At 54.8% G+C, this 14121-nt stretch carries 12 protein-coding genes; 9 read left to right on the top strand and 3 right to left on the bottom strand.

Annotated features, from left to right (window positions below; all coding sequences use genetic code 11):
- Positions 1-255 precede the first annotated feature (255 nt).
- From epd to argO, 5 genes are all read left to right on the top strand, one after another.
- A complete protein-coding gene (epd, locus tag AC6I8N_RS16400; RefSeq protein WP_021184642.1) occupies positions 256-1275 on the top strand; it encodes an erythrose-4-phosphate dehydrogenase in 1020 nt (339 codons plus the stop codon).
- Positions 1276-1326: 51 nt separating this feature from the next.
- The gene (pgk, locus tag AC6I8N_RS16395; RefSeq protein ID WP_021184641.1) at positions 1327-2490 is read left to right on the top strand and encodes a phosphoglycerate kinase; all 1164 of its coding nucleotides are present in this window, start codon (positions 1327-1329) and stop codon (positions 2488-2490) included.
- Positions 2491-2603: 113 nt separating this feature from the next.
- The gene (gene fbaA / locus AC6I8N_RS16390) at positions 2604-3683 is read left to right on the top strand and encodes a class II fructose-bisphosphate aldolase (RefSeq protein WP_021184640.1); all 1080 of its coding nucleotides are present in this window, start codon (positions 2604-2606) and stop codon (positions 3681-3683) included.
- A gap of 188 nt (positions 3684-3871) precedes the next feature.
- Positions 3872-4747 carry a small-conductance mechanosensitive channel MscS gene (gene mscS, locus AC6I8N_RS16385; protein ID WP_021184639.1) on the top strand — a complete coding sequence of 292 codons (876 nt, stop codon included), beginning with the start codon at positions 3872-3874 and terminating at the stop codon, positions 4745-4747.
- Positions 4748-4887: 140 nt separating this feature from the next.
- Positions 4888-5511, top strand: coding sequence for an arginine exporter ArgO (argO, locus tag AC6I8N_RS16380; RefSeq protein ID WP_497829479.1), 624 nt, complete (start codon positions 4888-4890; stop codon positions 5509-5511).
- On the opposite strand, the gene AC6I8N_RS16375 is transcribed toward argO, so the two are convergent.
- Positions 5490-7766, bottom strand: coding sequence for an FAD-dependent oxidoreductase (locus AC6I8N_RS16375; RefSeq protein ID WP_497830703.1), 2277 nt, complete (start codon positions 7764-7766; stop codon positions 5490-5492). The genes argO and AC6I8N_RS16375 overlap by 22 nt on opposite strands.
- Before the next feature lie 59 nt (positions 7767-7825).
- Between AC6I8N_RS16375 and AC6I8N_RS16370 the strand changes: the two genes are divergently transcribed.
- Positions 7826-8524 carry an IclR family transcriptional regulator gene (locus AC6I8N_RS16370; RefSeq protein ID WP_497829478.1) on the top strand — a complete coding sequence of 233 codons (699 nt, stop codon included), beginning with the start codon at positions 7826-7828 and terminating at the stop codon, positions 8522-8524.
- Here AC6I8N_RS16370 and AC6I8N_RS16365 read toward each other — a convergent pair.
- Positions 8511-9818 (bottom strand): MFS transporter, encoded by a 1308-nt coding sequence (locus AC6I8N_RS16365; RefSeq protein ID WP_497829477.1) that lies wholly within the window; start codon positions 9816-9818, stop codon positions 8511-8513. The genes AC6I8N_RS16370 and AC6I8N_RS16365 overlap by 14 nt on opposite strands.
- A 218-nt stretch (positions 9819-10036) precedes the next feature.
- Here AC6I8N_RS16365 and AC6I8N_RS16360 point away from each other — a divergent pair, with 218 nt between their 5' ends.
- Positions 10037-10765: an oxidative stress defense protein gene (locus AC6I8N_RS16360; RefSeq protein WP_021184633.1), complete on the top strand. Its 729-nt coding sequence runs from the start codon at positions 10037-10039 to the stop codon at positions 10763-10765.
- Positions 10766-10839: 74 nt separating this feature from the next.
- Here AC6I8N_RS16360 and AC6I8N_RS16355 read toward each other — a convergent pair whose 3' ends face one another.
- On the bottom strand, positions 10840-11745 hold the full coding sequence (locus AC6I8N_RS16355; RefSeq protein ID WP_013510342.1) for a LysR family transcriptional regulator ArgP: 906 nt from the start codon (positions 11743-11745) through the stop codon (positions 10840-10842).
- A gap of 159 nt (positions 11746-11904) precedes the next feature.
- Between AC6I8N_RS16355 and rpiA the strand changes: the two genes are divergently transcribed.
- Positions 11905-12564: a ribose-5-phosphate isomerase RpiA gene (gene rpiA, locus AC6I8N_RS16350; RefSeq protein WP_021184632.1), complete on the top strand. Its 660-nt coding sequence runs from the start codon at positions 11905-11907 to the stop codon at positions 12562-12564.
- 279 nt (positions 12565-12843) lie between these two features.
- The gene (gene serA, locus AC6I8N_RS16345; protein WP_208723675.1) at positions 12844-14082 is read left to right on the top strand and encodes a phosphoglycerate dehydrogenase; all 1239 of its coding nucleotides are present in this window, start codon (positions 12844-12846) and stop codon (positions 14080-14082) included.
- The last annotated feature ends 39 nt before the right edge of the window (positions 14083-14121 follow it).

Raw genomic sequence — 14121 nt, 5'->3', positions numbered from 1 at the left:
GGGCAAGCATTACCTCATTATTCCTCCAGTAATAATCTTAAATTGGCTTATTTTGTGACGTAGATCCAATAATCAGCAGCGCAGTTGATCACAATCATTCCTGTTATTCCTTCCTTGCTTTATCCTAGCTGAACCGTTTCAGTTGTGGCGTAGAACCCGCTGACAACCACAGGCAGTCGACAAGAATTCCCTGTACAAAAGGGTGTGAAACGCTCAGGCTATCGGCACGTTTTTTCAGGTGTGGTTGAAGGAAAGATGACCGTTCGCATAGCTATAAATGGTTTTGGTCGTATCGGGCGTAATGTGCTGCGTGCGTTGTATGAAACAGGCCGCAGAGCGGAAATCACCGTGGTGGCGATTAACGAACTGGCGGAAGCCGTCGGTATGGCGCATCTGCTGAAGTACGATACCAGCCACGGACGTTTTGCCTTTGACGTGCGCCAGGAACGCGACCTGCTATTTGTCGGTGACGATACTATCCGTATCCTGCATCAGGCCGATATCGCCACCCTGCCGTGGCAGGAGCTGAATGTCGATATCGTGCTGGATTGTACCGGTGTTTACGGCAGCCGTGCGGATGGCGAAGCCCATTTGCAGGCGGGCGCGAAGAAGGTGTTGTTCTCGCATCCGGGCGGTAACGATCTGGATGCCACCGTAGTGTTCGGCGTGAACGAACAGGCTCTTAAACAAACTGACCGCATTGTCTCCAACGCATCCTGCACCACCAACTGCATTATTCCGGTGATAAAGTTGTTGGATGACGCCTTTGGCATTGAGTCAGGCACCGTGACCACCATCCACTCGGCGATGCACGATCAACAGGTGATCGACGCTTATCACAGCGATCTCCGCCGTACCCGTGCAGCCAGCCAATCGATCATTCCGGTGGATACGCGGCTGGCGGCGGGTATAACGCGCATTTTTCCGAAATTTAACGATCGCTTCGAAGCTATCGCGGTGCGTGTGCCAACCATCAATGTTACGGCCATTGATTTGAGCGTTTCGGTACGCCAGGCGGTGAAGGCATGTGAGGTCAATGCCTTGCTGCAAAACGCATCAGAAGGGGCATTTCGTGGTATAGTTGACTATACGGAATTACCGTTAGTCTCAGTAGATTTTAACCATGATCCGCACAGTGCCATTGTGGATGGCACGCAAACGCGGGTCAGCGGTCACCACCTTATCAAAACCCTGGTTTGGTGTGACAACGAATGGGGCTTTGCTAACCGCATGCTCGACACAACGTTAGCAATGGCCGCAAGCGGTTTCAGGTAAGACGCGGTCTGCGTCTGGCAAAACTTATGAGAATCAACGAGAGGGTTCACCATGTCTGTAATTAAGATGACCGATCTGGATCTTGCTGGAAAACGTGTTCTGATCCGTGCCGATCTCAACGTACCAGTGAAAGAAGGGAAAGTGACGTCTGATGCACGTATCCGTGCTTCTCTGCCCACCATCGAAGCGGCGTTGAAACAGGGCGCGAAAGTGATGGTTACCTCTCACCTGGGTCGTCCGACCGAAGGTGAATACAACGAAGAGTTCTCCCTGCTGCCGGTTGTTAACTATCTGAAAGACAAGCTGAACGGCACCACAGTTACCCTGGCTAAAGATTACCTCGACGGCGTTGAAGTCGGTGCGGGTGAGCTGGTGGTGTTGGAAAACGTACGCTTCAACAAAGGCGAGAAGAAAGACGACGAAGCGCTGTCCAAAAAATACGCCGCGCTGTGCGACGTGTTTGTGATGGATGCCTTCGGTACTGCGCACCGTGCGCAGGCATCAACTCACGGCGTAGGTAAATTCGCACCGATCGCCTGTGCCGGTCCGCTGCTCTCTGCTGAGCTGGAAGCGCTGGGCAAAGTGATGAGCAACCCGCAGCGTCCGCTGGTGGCGGTTGTCGGTGGTTCTAAAGTCTCTACCAAATTCGACGTGCTGCAATCGCTGGTGAAGATCGCTGACACCGTGATCGTCGGCGGTGGTATCGCTAACACCTTCGTGGCTATCGACAACAACGTCGGTAAATCCCTGTACGAGCCAGACTTCGTGGAAGCGGCCAAAGGTCTGCGTGACCAGTACGGTATCCCGGTTCCGACCGACTCCCGCGTAGGCACAGAATTCTCTGAAACCGCACCGGCAACCGTGAAAAAGGTTTCCGAAGTGGCGGATAACGAAGAAATTATGGACTTCGGTGATGAAACCGCACAGGCGATGGCAAAACTGCTGAAAGACGCAAAAACCATCCTGTGGAACGGTCCGGTTGGCGTGTTCGAGTTCCCGAACTTCCGTAAAGGCACCGAAATCGTTGCTAACGCGATCGCTGACAGCGAAGCGTTCTCTGTCGCAGGCGGTGGTGACACCCTGGCAGCCATTGATCTGTTCGGTATCGAAGACAAGATCTCCTACATCTCTACCGGTGGCGGCGCATTCCTCGAATTCGTGGAAGGTAAAAAACTGCCAGCCGTAGCCATGCTGGAAGAGCGCGCGAAGCAGTAATCTTTTGGGGGCGGCGCTTTGGCGTCGCCTGAAGACTTGCCCTGACGCTATGGGGCATAAAATCCAGTCCCCCTCGATTCGGGGATGAACGGTAAACGAAACAGGACACAACCATGTCTAAAATTTTTGATTTCGTAAAACCCGGCGTTGTCACTGGTGATGACGTTCAGAAAATCTTCAAAGTGGCGAAAGAGAACAAATTCGCCCTGCCAGCAGTAAACTGCGTCGGCACAGATTCCATCAACGCAGTACTGGAAGCGGCAGCGAAAGTGAAATCGCCGGTCATCGTTCAGTTCTCCAATGGTGGTGCTGCTTTCATCGCGGGTAAAGGTTATAAAACCGACAAACCTCAGGGCGCGGCGATTGCCGGTGCTATCGCCGGTGCGCACCATGTGCACCTGATGGCTGAGCTGTATGGCGTGCCGGTTATCCTGCACACTGACCACTGCGCGAAAAAACTGCTGCCGTGGATCGACGGTCTGCTGGACGCGGGTGAAGCACACTTCGCCAAAACCGGTAAGCCGCTGTTCTCTTCTCACATGATTGACCTGTCTGAAGAGTCACTGCATGAAAACATCGAGATCTCCAGCAAATATCTGACCCGTATGGCGAAACTGGGTATGACGCTGGAAATCGAACTGGGCTGCACCGGCGGCGAAGAAGATGGTGTGGACAACAGCCACATGGACGCTTCTGCCCTGTACACCCAGCCGGAAGACGTGGATTACGCGTACACCGAACTGAGCAAAATCAGCCCGCGTTTCACCATTGCGGCATCTTTCGGTAACGTTCACGGCGTGTACAAGCCGGGTAACGTTAAGCTGACCCCGACCATCCTGCGTGATTCTCAGGAATATGTTTCTAAGAAACACAACCTGCCGCACAACTCGCTGGATTTCGTATTCCACGGTGGTTCCGGTTCTTCTGCTGCGGAAATCGAAGAGTCAATCAGCTACGGCGTGATCAAGATGAACATCGATACCGACACCCAATGGGCGACCTGGGACGGTATCCTGCAGTACTACAAAAAGAACGAAGACTATCTGCAAGGCCAGCTCGGTAACCCGAACGGCGTAGATAGCCCGAACAAAAAATACTACGATCCGCGCGTATGGCTGCGCTCTGCTCAGGCATCCATGGTGGTTCGCCTGGAACAGGCGTTCAAAGAGCTTAACGCGATCGACGTACTGTAATTTTCCCTTACAGTACAAAAAAGGCCCGAAAGGGCCTTTTTTTATGCATTATTTTCGGATTATTCAGTAAATTCTGACCATCTTTGGCGCTGGCCCCCATTATTGTTTACCCTTGTACGCGGGAGTGTCGGATTCATTCTGGCAGTTTTTGTTCTTTCCTGCGGGAAACTCAACAACAGGGCTAACAAATGGAAGATTTAAATGTCGTTGACGGCATTAACAACGCGGGTGGATGGCTGGTACGCAATCAGGAACTGATCCTGAGCTATGTCGTAAATATTGTGGCGGCGATTGCCATCATCATCATCGGGATGATTGTGGCGCGCATCATTTCGAATGCCATCAATCGGGTGCTGGTGGCGCGTCATATTGATGCTACCGTGGCAGATTTCCTGTCAGCGCTGGTGCGCTACGGCATTATCGCCTTTACCATTATCGCCGCGCTCGGACGCGTGGGGGTGCAGACCGCCTCAGTGATCGCCGTTCTGGGTGCCGCAGGTCTGGCCGTGGGTCTGGCATTGCAGGGGTCGCTCTCCAACCTCGCAGCTGGCGTGCTGCTGGTGACCTTCCGTCCGTTCCGTACCGGCGAGTTCGTTGATCTTGGTGGCGTGACGGGTACCGTACAGAACGTGCAGATCTTCTCCACCACCCTGAAAAGCGCCGATGGCAAAATCGTGGTGGTGCCGAACGGCAAAATCATTGCCGGTAATATCGTTAACTACTCTCGTGAACCGATTCGCCGTAACGAATTTATTATCGGCGTGGCCTATGATGCGGATGTGGATCAGGTTATCAGCTTACTGAAAGAAGTGACCGAAGCGGACGAGCGCGTGCTGAAGGACCTGGGTATCCAGATTGGCCTGAACGAACTGGCTGCCTCGTCGCTCAACTTCGTTGTGCGTTGCTGGAGCAAGAGCAGCGACCTGCAAAACGTCTACTGGGACCTGCTGAAAAACTACAAGCGCACGCTGGACGCGCATGGGATTGGCATCCCTTATCCGCAGATGGATGTACATTTCCATCCGGTGAAAAACGAAGCAGCGGTGGCTGAACGCACCGAGTAATCCTCTCAAGCGTAGCGGCGCGATAAATCGCACCGCTACGTAATCGCTTTTACTAATGACCCATTAATTTTTTCCATTTCCTCTAATAATTTCACGCCTTTATACTTCACGCCATCACCCATGTTGATGGAAAAATTCCCGTGTTATCTGTTTATTTACAAGGACTTGCTCTTGGGGCTTCGCTCATTCTGCCGTTAGGGCCGCAAAACGCCTTCGTGATGAGCCAGGGCATAAAACGCCATTATCATTTGATGACGGCGGCACTCTGCACCCTGAGTGACATTGCTTTGATTTGTGGCGGTATCTTCGGCGGCAGCGCTTTGCTTAATCAGTCGCCAGTGCTGCTGATGCTTATCACCTGGACCGGCGTGGTCTTTCTGAGCTGGTATGGCTGGAGTGCATTGCGCAATGCCTGGCAGGGGGATGTCTCGCTGACATCGGCAGAGATGATAAAGCAGGGACGCTGGCGCATTATCGCCACCCTATTGGCGGTGACCTGGCTCAACCCCCATGTTTATATCGATACCTTTGTGGTGTTGGGGAGCCTCGGTGGTCAGTTGCCGTCTGAAGCCGCACGCCGTTGGTTTGCCCTCGGCAGCGTCAGCGCCTCGATCATCTGGTTCTTTGGTCTGGCGCTGATGGCCGCATGGTTATCGCCCCGACTGCGCACCGTGCGTGCGCAACGTATTATCAATTTGCTGGTAGGCACGGTGATGTGGGTGATTGCTTTCCAGCTGGCGCGTCAGGGTATCGCCAACTGGTGATGCAGATGCAAACCGTAAAGTGCGGGCAGAGCGCCCGCCGTGGCAAGCAGTTCAAGGCGTATTTGCCGAAAACTCACGCCCTGCGGCAATGCATGATGGCAGAGTGAATGATGGTTATCGTTCACCTCAGCCAGCAACATCTCATCCAGCCATACGCGGTAATGGGTGGTGCAATGCGGCGTTACGGCCTGCGCATGCCCCATCTGCACCGTCTCCATTGCATGGTCAAAATCATTATCAAACAACAGGGTGAGTTGGCTGGCCTGCTGGGGCTGTGACCATTGCCAGCTCACCACCGGCGCACTGTCGTCTGATGCCGGAACCCAACAGTTAGTATGACTTTCCGGGCGCAGCTTACCGTTCAGTAGCGCGTCGCGATGCCACAGTTGCAACGGAGCCTCAAGGGAGAAGGCGATGAGAACCTGGTGTGGTGCGCGGCGTGGTAGCCAGAAATCAAATTCATCGACACCATAATCGCCATCATTAATCTGGCGAGTGCGTTTTGCCACCCGTGGATTCAGGCTGTTAAACACCATCATGATGCCCGGCAGCCGCTGGTTGGTCAGGGCGATCTCAATCGCCGGATTCTCGGCAAAGGCAATCATCAGGTAACGATCGCAGTCGGCGCGCCAGGCAAAATCCAGCCGGTATTCCCCTTGATCGTTGACGCAGATCGTCTGACTGGCCAGATGACGGTCGCCACAAGTATTGGCCGGGTTTTCACTGGTCAGCAGCGACACCTGTAGCGACTGTTGTGCAGCCGCCCGCATCGACACTTTCAGGGCGGGAAAACGTTCTCCGGCTTTCAAGGGCAGCAGCAGCGCGCAACGTGATTTCAGGGGCTGCCAGCCACCATCAGCAGGCAGGGAACTGAGCTGAAGCGTGCTGCTGACGTGTACCTTCACTGCGCCGGACGGGCTAAACAGCCGCTGGCGCGGAATGTAAGCGCCCTGGCGCAGCAGATGCTGCTGAAGCTGTCCGATTCGTTCAGGAGTGGAAAGCTCGCCTGGGGTGAGATGCTGCTGCTGGCAGATCGCCGCTGCACGTCCCACCACCTCACCGAGTACGCCGCAGGTACACATCACGCGTGCGCTACCGAACGCCACATGGGTGGCGGAGATCAACCTGCCGGTCAGCAGCAGGTTATCCAGCGACTGGCTGTACAAGGCGCGGAATGGGATGGTGTAGGTGCCTTTGCTGTGAAACTGGCGGCAGCCATCATGTTCGCTGTAGACGCCATCAGCGGGATGCAGGTCAATCGACCAACCGCCATAAGCCACGGCGTCATAATGATCGCGTTGTTCCACGATATCCTGCTGACATAGCAGCGTGTCACCGAGAAAGCGGCGGCTTTCACGTTTGCCGGGGATCAGGCCAACCCATTCGATAGTCAGGTTTTCCGCATCGGGAAACTCGCCGGAATTCTTGATGTAATCCCACACGCCCCAGACGATTTTCCACAGCTCCCATTTGATGGTTTCGCTCTCATGCACCGTATCGAGCCGTCCTCCCCATTCCAGCCACCACAAGTCGCAACCGTTCAGTTCAGAGGTCAGGCGTTTATAGCGTGGAATGGCCTGGATATCCTTCAGGGCAAAGCCTGGCGGGATAAAACGCACAGGCTCAGCGCTGCGTTTGGTGTAGAAGTAGATAGAGTGACCGAGTTTGTGGCCAAAATGCTCGCCGGGAGCCATTTTCTCACCGAATTCCTCCACCGATTCCGCACCGACCCGATGCGCGGCACCTGCCAGATAACCCAATACCCCGTCCCCACTGGCATCGATAAATTGTCGGGCGCTAACGTGATAGCGCGTCTGGTTGATGGCGTTAAAGGCATGCACCGCCTGTAACTGGCGACCTGATTTTTCTATTCCGGTCACTGTGGTGTTCAGCAGCAGCGTCAGGCCGCGCTGTGCCTGGACGAGATCCAGCAGCACCAGATCAAACAACACCGGATTGCCTTCTTTGTTGCGCCACAGGTTCTCCTCCATGATCTCGCCCATGATGCCACCTTCGCGCGCCCAGCGATTATTGTTACCCATGTGCGAGGTGGCACCGTTGGCCCACAGACGAACTTCGCTGGAGGCATTGCCGCCCAGCACCGGGCGATCCTGAATCAGTACCACTGTCACACCATCACGCGCTGCGGCCAGCGCGGCGCAGACACCGGCCAAACCACCACCGGCCACCAACACATCCGCTTGCAAAGGTTGCAGGGGAAATTGGCGGCTATCCTGAGAGGAGAAAATTTGCATCATTTCATTCCTGTAACTCTGACGCTAAGATTAAATTTTTGACCGCCACAGGGTGATGTATGTCTTCTCAACCCAATCAAAGCCTGATTGACGGTATTCGCTGCCTGCAATATCTGGTTTCCAGTGATAAAGCCGTTGGCTGTCGCGAACTGGCGCGCCAGATGGGGATGAACAGCACGCGGGTTAACCGCCTGCTGATGACTATGGCCTCGATTGGTCTGACGATGCAGGATGAGCATCGCCGCTATCTGCCCGGACCTGGGGTACATGCGCTGGCAGCACAGGCGATTCGCGGATCGTCGCTGTTTGCCCAGGCGCTGCCACAACTGGAAGCCAATGCGCCACGCGATATCGTGGTGGCGCTGGGCGTGCTGTGGGAGGACCAGGTGATCTATATCTGGCACTCGGAACCGGGCGAGCGCACCAGCACCAGCCAGGCGCTGGCGGGCTACCATATGTTGCCCGCCTGGCAGTCGGTGATCGGCGTATCGCTGCTGGCGGCGGAGAGCGATGAAGCCTTGCGGCCACGTTTCACCGACGATCAGTGGGCGCAGATTGCCCCGCTGCTGGCGCGTAAACGCACGCAGGACACCCTCATCTGGCATCGTGACGATGGCGAAATCAGCATGGCACTGCCGATTAATAACAATCGCGCGGCCCTGGCGTTCGCCAAAATCTGGCTGGCGGATGAGGCACATCTCCAGCAGCGTCTGGCGCAGTTGCAGGCGCTGGCGCAGCACATGATCATTGCGCGCTAACATGGTCGATTTTCCCGACGATAAACACGTAACTGGCGATGCCGATAGCGGCCAGCATGGCGATAAACGCCAGCGCTGGCGCGAAATTGTCGCCATCGATTAATGCGCCAATGGCGATCGGCACCACAATGGAGGAGAGCGCGCCGGTGAAGTTAAATACGCCACCGGCCAGCCCGATTAAATGGCGCGGTGCCAGCGCGGTAACAAACACCCAGGTAATGGTCGCGAGACCGTTGCCAAAGAAGGCGACAGACATAAACAGGATGATCAGCGCGGAGTTGTCCGTGTAATTGGCCCCGAGAATAAATAAGGTCAGCGATAATCCGAGGATTACCGGTAGTTTGCGAGCAACACTGGCCGAAACGCCCCGACGTATCATGCGGTCCGAGGCAAAGCCCGCCAGCAGCACGCCGCAAAAGGCGGCGAAGTAGGGCAGTGACGCCACATAGCCGCTCTTAATAAACGCCATATGACGATATTCCACCAGGTAGGTCGGGAACCAGGTGAGGAAGAACCAGAAGGTAGCCGAAATGGTGAACTGACCAATGTAGATGCCAACCAGCTTGCGACTGCGGAACATCTGCGCCAGATCCTGCCAGCGCGCGCGTGGTGGTTGAGCGCTCTGGCGGTCACCCAGTAGCGCGCCATTGCTGCGCAGATAATTCAGTTCTGCCTGGGAAACCCCTTTGTGATCGCCTGGTTCGCGGTAGAGGAGATACCACACCAGCGCCCAAATCATGCCTGCGACACCGGTAATCAGAAACAAGCCGCGCCAGCCAAACGCATCCTGCACATGAAACAGCAGCGGGGTCATGCAGGCTAAACCGACAAACTGCGCCGAAGAGTAAATACCGATGGCGCTGGCGCGCTCCTGTTCCGGGAACCAACTGGAGATCACCCGGTTGTTGGCGGGCATCACCGGGGCTTCAAAGGCACCGACGCCCAGACGCAGGCCAAACAGCGCGAGAAAGCTACCGGCAAAGGCGTGTAGCGCCGTCACCATCGACCAGACAAACAGCCCGACGCCATACACCAGCCGCGCGCCCAGACGATCGATCAGGAAACCGCCGGGGATCTGTAAGGCGGCATAAATCCAGCCAAAGGCAGAGAAAATTAACCCCATCTCCAGCGGCGTGAAGCGTAATTCACCGGCCATTGTCGTGGCGGCGACCGACAGGTTGGTACGGTCCATGTAATTAATAATGATGTTGATAAACACCAGGCCAAGCATCAGAAAGCGTGTGCGCCCGGCACGGACACAAACGTGGGGTTGGGCTATTGGTTGCTCTGTCATCGTGGAACGCTCCCGGAGGTCAGAGTGTCTCTTTAATAGAAACACTGGTAGGCAAATTCAGCGAATACAGGGTGATTATTTTGTGATCACGGAGACGATAAAACAGCAGAGTGCCCGAACTTTTCGTTGAATCAAAACTCAGACCATCACGCATGGTAATGTGTAGCAGGCTTCGCCATAGTGGCGACCTCAGAATTGAATCTTCAAGGAGGACTTTCGTGAAACTCAAAGCACTGGCGCTGGCCGCCGTAATGAGCGCGGGCGCATTGCCTGCGATGGTTCAGGCCGACGAGCTGCCGAATGGGCCGCATGTGGTGACTTCAGGGCAGGCAAGTGTCGAGGCACGTCCGGATATTGCTACGCTCTCGATTGTGGTGAATGTTTCATCGAAAGACGCGGCGGATGCAAAAAAGCAGGCCGATAGCCGTGTTGCACAATATTTTGATTTTCTGCAAAAAAATGGCATCGAGAAGAAAGATATCGATGCTGCTAACCTCAGCACCCAGCCGGAGTACGATTACACCAAAGAGGGGAAATCGGTACTGAAAGGCTACCGCGCAGTACGCCAGGTACAGGTGACGCTGCGTCAGCTGGAGAAGCTGAATGAACTGCTGGATGGGGCGTTGAAAACCGGGTTGAACGAGATTCGTGCTGTCGATCTCGGCGTGGCAAATCCGCAGACCTATAAGGATCAGGCGCGTAAAGCGGCTATCGCCAATGCAACTCAGCAGGCATCAGCACTGGCGGAAGGTTTCAATGCGAAACTTGGTCCGGTGTATAGCATCCGCTATCACGTAGCCAACTATCAGCCGATGCCGATGGCTCGCATGTTCAAAGCGGCGGCACCAGAGGCGGATACCTCAGCGCAGCAAACCTACGAGCAGCAGACCATTCACTTTGACGATCAGGTGGATGTGGTATTCGATATCAAACCGAATACACCGTGATGTTTCCGTAGCGGCGCGATTTATCGCGCAATCCTGTGCGTGATAAATCGCGCCGCTACGAATTCGTGCTGCTGTCAGGCCGCTAAATCATCCTGACGCAATACGCGGTGGCCGTGGGCAATTAATGCATCGGTGACGCGACGCATCAGACGGCTTTCCGGGGCAAAGCGATGCCAGTACAGCATCCGGCGCTGGTATAAGCCGGGCGTCAAATCTACCAACTCACCATTCGCCAGTTCACGTTCAATCTGCAAATGCGGGATCATACAGCAGGTCGACCCCTGACGAGCCAGCTGGACGAAGGCTTCCGACGAGTTAACGATATGGCAGGGTACGCTACCCGGCGACAGATCGAAATTCTGTTGCAGAAACGCCTGATGCATATCATCGAGATGATCAAAGGCAATGGCCGGGGCTTTCAGCAGCGCCGAACGTGTCACGCCATTCGGGAAGTAGCGATTGGCAAACTCGGGTGACGCTACAAACAGATAATCTAACGCACCCAGTTGATCAACCAGACAGCTCGGTAAGGGTTGTGGCTGAATACTCACCGCACCCACCACTTCACCACGACGCAAGCGCTCCTGAGTACGGGTTTCGTCTTCGACCTGAATGTTGAGGCGCACCGGGGAATCGGCCAGCACATCTTTCAATGCGGGCAGCAGCCAGGTTGCCAGACTGTCGGCGTTGACCGCCAGTGACAACAGCAGCGGCGTGGTGCCACCGTTTTCATCACCCAGCCACTCCTCTTCCAGCAGTTCCACCTGATGCAACAACGCCAGCAGCTTCTGCCCCTGTTCCGTCGGGCGCGGCGGTACAGTACGCACCAGCAGTGGCTGACCGAATAAATTTTCCAGCTGTTTAATACGCTGCGACACCGCAGACTGCGTAATACAAAGTTTTTGCGCGGCGCGCTCAAAGCCGCGTTCACGAATCACAGCATCCAGCGCCTGAAGCGTTCGATAATCCGGGCGTTTCATTGTTGTTCTCTCTCGTTCAGGATGGAGGGTACTATGCCACAAAAAATCAAAAGATGGTTTTTGTGCACTGAGTTACAAAGCCTTTAACAGCCGCGCTTTTTTACGCCGCCTTGTTTTATACTACGCGCACCTCGTTGTCGCACAGGTTTTAAACATACCATGACCCAGGATGAACTGAAAAAAGCGGTAGGTTGGGCAGCACTGCAATATGTGCAGCCGGGCACCATTGTTGGCGTTGGCACCGGTTCGACCGCTGCTCATTTTATTGATGCGTTAGGTTCGATTAAGCATCAAATTGAGGGCGCAGTTTCCAGCTCGGAAGCCTCAACGCAGAAACTGAAATCCCTCGGCATTCATGTGTTTGATCTCAATGAAGTGGATTCGCTCTCGGTATATGTCGACGGTGCTGATGAGATCAATCCGCAGATGCAGATGATTAAAGGCGGCGGCGCGGCGCTGACGCGTGAGAAAATTGTCTCCGCCGTGGCTGAGAAATTTATCTGTATTGCCGATGCCTCGAAAGAAGTGGATGTATTGGGCCACTTTCCGCTGCCGGTTGAAGTGATCCCGATGGCGCGTTCCTATGTGGCGCGTGAACTGGTGAAATTGGGCGGCCTGCCAGAATATCGTCAGAACGTGGTGACCGATAACGGCAACATTATTCTCGACGTGCACAATCTACGCATCCTCGATCCGATCGCGCTGGAAAAAGCCATCAATGCGCTGCCTGGTGTGGTGACGGTAGGGCTTTTTGCAGCACGCGGCGCTGATGTCGCGCTGATCGGCACTGCTGATGGCGTAAAAACCATTACCAAATGATCTGTCCGGCGCTGTTGCAGCGCCGCTTATTTCCATACGCAAAACATCTTTTCTTCGTATGCTGAAATTCGGTGACTTATGTCACAAAACAGTCATCAACAGCAGGTTCATTCTTCGCTCTGTACGCATATCCCGATTTTGTACGGCATTGTGCTGCCGTAGCGCTGACGCGTGCTGAGGTCGAGGCAATCGATTGTCTTGCTGCAAACGAATTTTTTGATATTTTGACAGAAGGCTGGCTTATGGCAGCCCTCGTTGAATTCTGAATAGGGTCGGGAAATGGCAGAGTTATCACTGGAAAAAGACAAGATTAAGTTCCTGCTGGTGGAAGGTGTCCATCAGAGTGCGCTGGATAACCTGCGCGCAGCAGGTTACACCAACATCGAATTCCACAAAGGTGCACTGGATGCGGAGACGCTGAAGTCCTCCGTTCGTGACGCACACTTCATTGGTATCCGTTCCCGTACCCAACTGACCGAAGAGATTTTCGCTGCGGCTGAAAAACTGGTTGCGGTTGGCTGCTTCTGTATCGGCACCAACCAGGTTGACCTGAATGCAGCAGCAAAACGTGGCGTGCCGGTGTTTAACGCCCCGTTCTCCAACACCCGTTCGGTTGCCGAACTGGTGATTGGTGAAATGCTGCTGATGCTGCGTGGCATCCCGGAAGCGAACGCCAAAGCGCACCGCGGTATCTGGAATAAAATTGCAGCGGGTTCCTATGAAGCTCGTGGCAAGAAGCTGGGTATCATCGGCTATGGCCACATCGGTATGCAGCTCGGTGTGCTGGCGGAAAGCCTTGGCATGCATGTGTTTTTCTACGATATCGAGAACAAACTGCCGCTGGGCAACGCCACACAGGTGCGTCACCTGTCTGACCTGCTCAACATGAGTGATGTGGTCAGCCTGCACGTACCGGAAACCCCATCAACGCAGAATATGATCAGTGCCGCTGAACTGGCGCTGATGAAGCCAGGTGCGCTGCTGATTAACGCCGCACGCGGTACGGTGATTGATATTCCGGCGCTGTGCGATGCCTTGTCCAACAAACATCTGGCGGGTGCGGCGATTGACGTGTTCCCGGTGGAGCCGGCGACCAACAGCGATCCGTTCAATTCACCGCTGTGTGAATTCGATAACGTGATTCTGACGCCACATATCGGTGGTTCGACGCAGGAAGCGCAGGAAAACATCGGTCTGGAAGTCTCTGGCAAGTTGGCGAAGTATTCTGACAACGGTTCAACCCTGTCTGCTGTTAACTTCCCGGAAGTGTCGTTGCCGATGCATGCCGCCAGCGCCAGTCGCCTGTTGCACATCCACGAAAACCGTCCGGGTGTACTGACCGCCATCAACCAGATTTTTGCCGAGCAGGGCATCAACATTGCCGCCCAGTATCTGCAAACCTCGCCGCTAATGGGCTACGTGGTGATCGATATCGATGCACAGCAGGATGTGGCGGATAAAGCGCTGCAACTGATGAAGGCGATTCCGGGCACCATTCGCGCGCGCTTGCTGTACTGATTTAACATCGCGCTGCTACAGCTATCGTAGCGGCGCGAT

This window comes from Pantoea sp. X-Soil-TKNS-1279 (assembly GCF_059730565.1).
This window is presented reverse-complemented; position numbering and strand designations above follow the sequence as displayed.

What these genes read in the sequence shown, in the direction of transcription:
- AC6I8N_RS16370 (WP_497829478.1), top strand. Translation starts at nt 7,826, where the DNA reads ATGTCTTCTCAACCCAATCAAAGCCTGATTGACGGTATTCGCTGCCTG.
- fbaA (WP_021184640.1), top strand. Translation starts at nt 2,604, where the DNA reads ATGTCTAAAATTTTTGATTTCGTAAAACCCGGCGTTGTCACTGGTGAT.
- AC6I8N_RS16365 (WP_497829477.1), bottom strand. Translation starts at nt 9,818, where the DNA reads ATGACAGAGCAACCAATAGCCCAACCCCACGTTTGTGTCCGTGCCGGG.
- serA (WP_208723675.1), top strand. Translation starts at nt 12,844, where the DNA reads ATGGCAGAGTTATCACTGGAAAAAGACAAGATTAAGTTCCTGCTGGTG.
- epd (WP_021184642.1), top strand. Translation starts at nt 256, where the DNA reads ATGACCGTTCGCATAGCTATAAATGGTTTTGGTCGTATCGGGCGTAAT.
- AC6I8N_RS16355 (WP_013510342.1), bottom strand. Translation starts at nt 11,745, where the DNA reads ATGAAACGCCCGGATTATCGAACGCTTCAGGCGCTGGATGCTGTGATT.
- pgk (WP_021184641.1), top strand. Translation starts at nt 1,327, where the DNA reads ATGTCTGTAATTAAGATGACCGATCTGGATCTTGCTGGAAAACGTGTT.
- rpiA (WP_021184632.1), top strand. Translation starts at nt 11,905, where the DNA reads ATGACCCAGGATGAACTGAAAAAAGCGGTAGGTTGGGCAGCACTGCAA.
- AC6I8N_RS16375 (WP_497830703.1), bottom strand. Translation starts at nt 7,766, where the DNA reads ATGCAAATTTTCTCCTCTCAGGATAGCCGCCAATTTCCCCTGCAACCT.
- mscS (WP_021184639.1), top strand. Translation starts at nt 3,872, where the DNA reads ATGGAAGATTTAAATGTCGTTGACGGCATTAACAACGCGGGTGGATGG.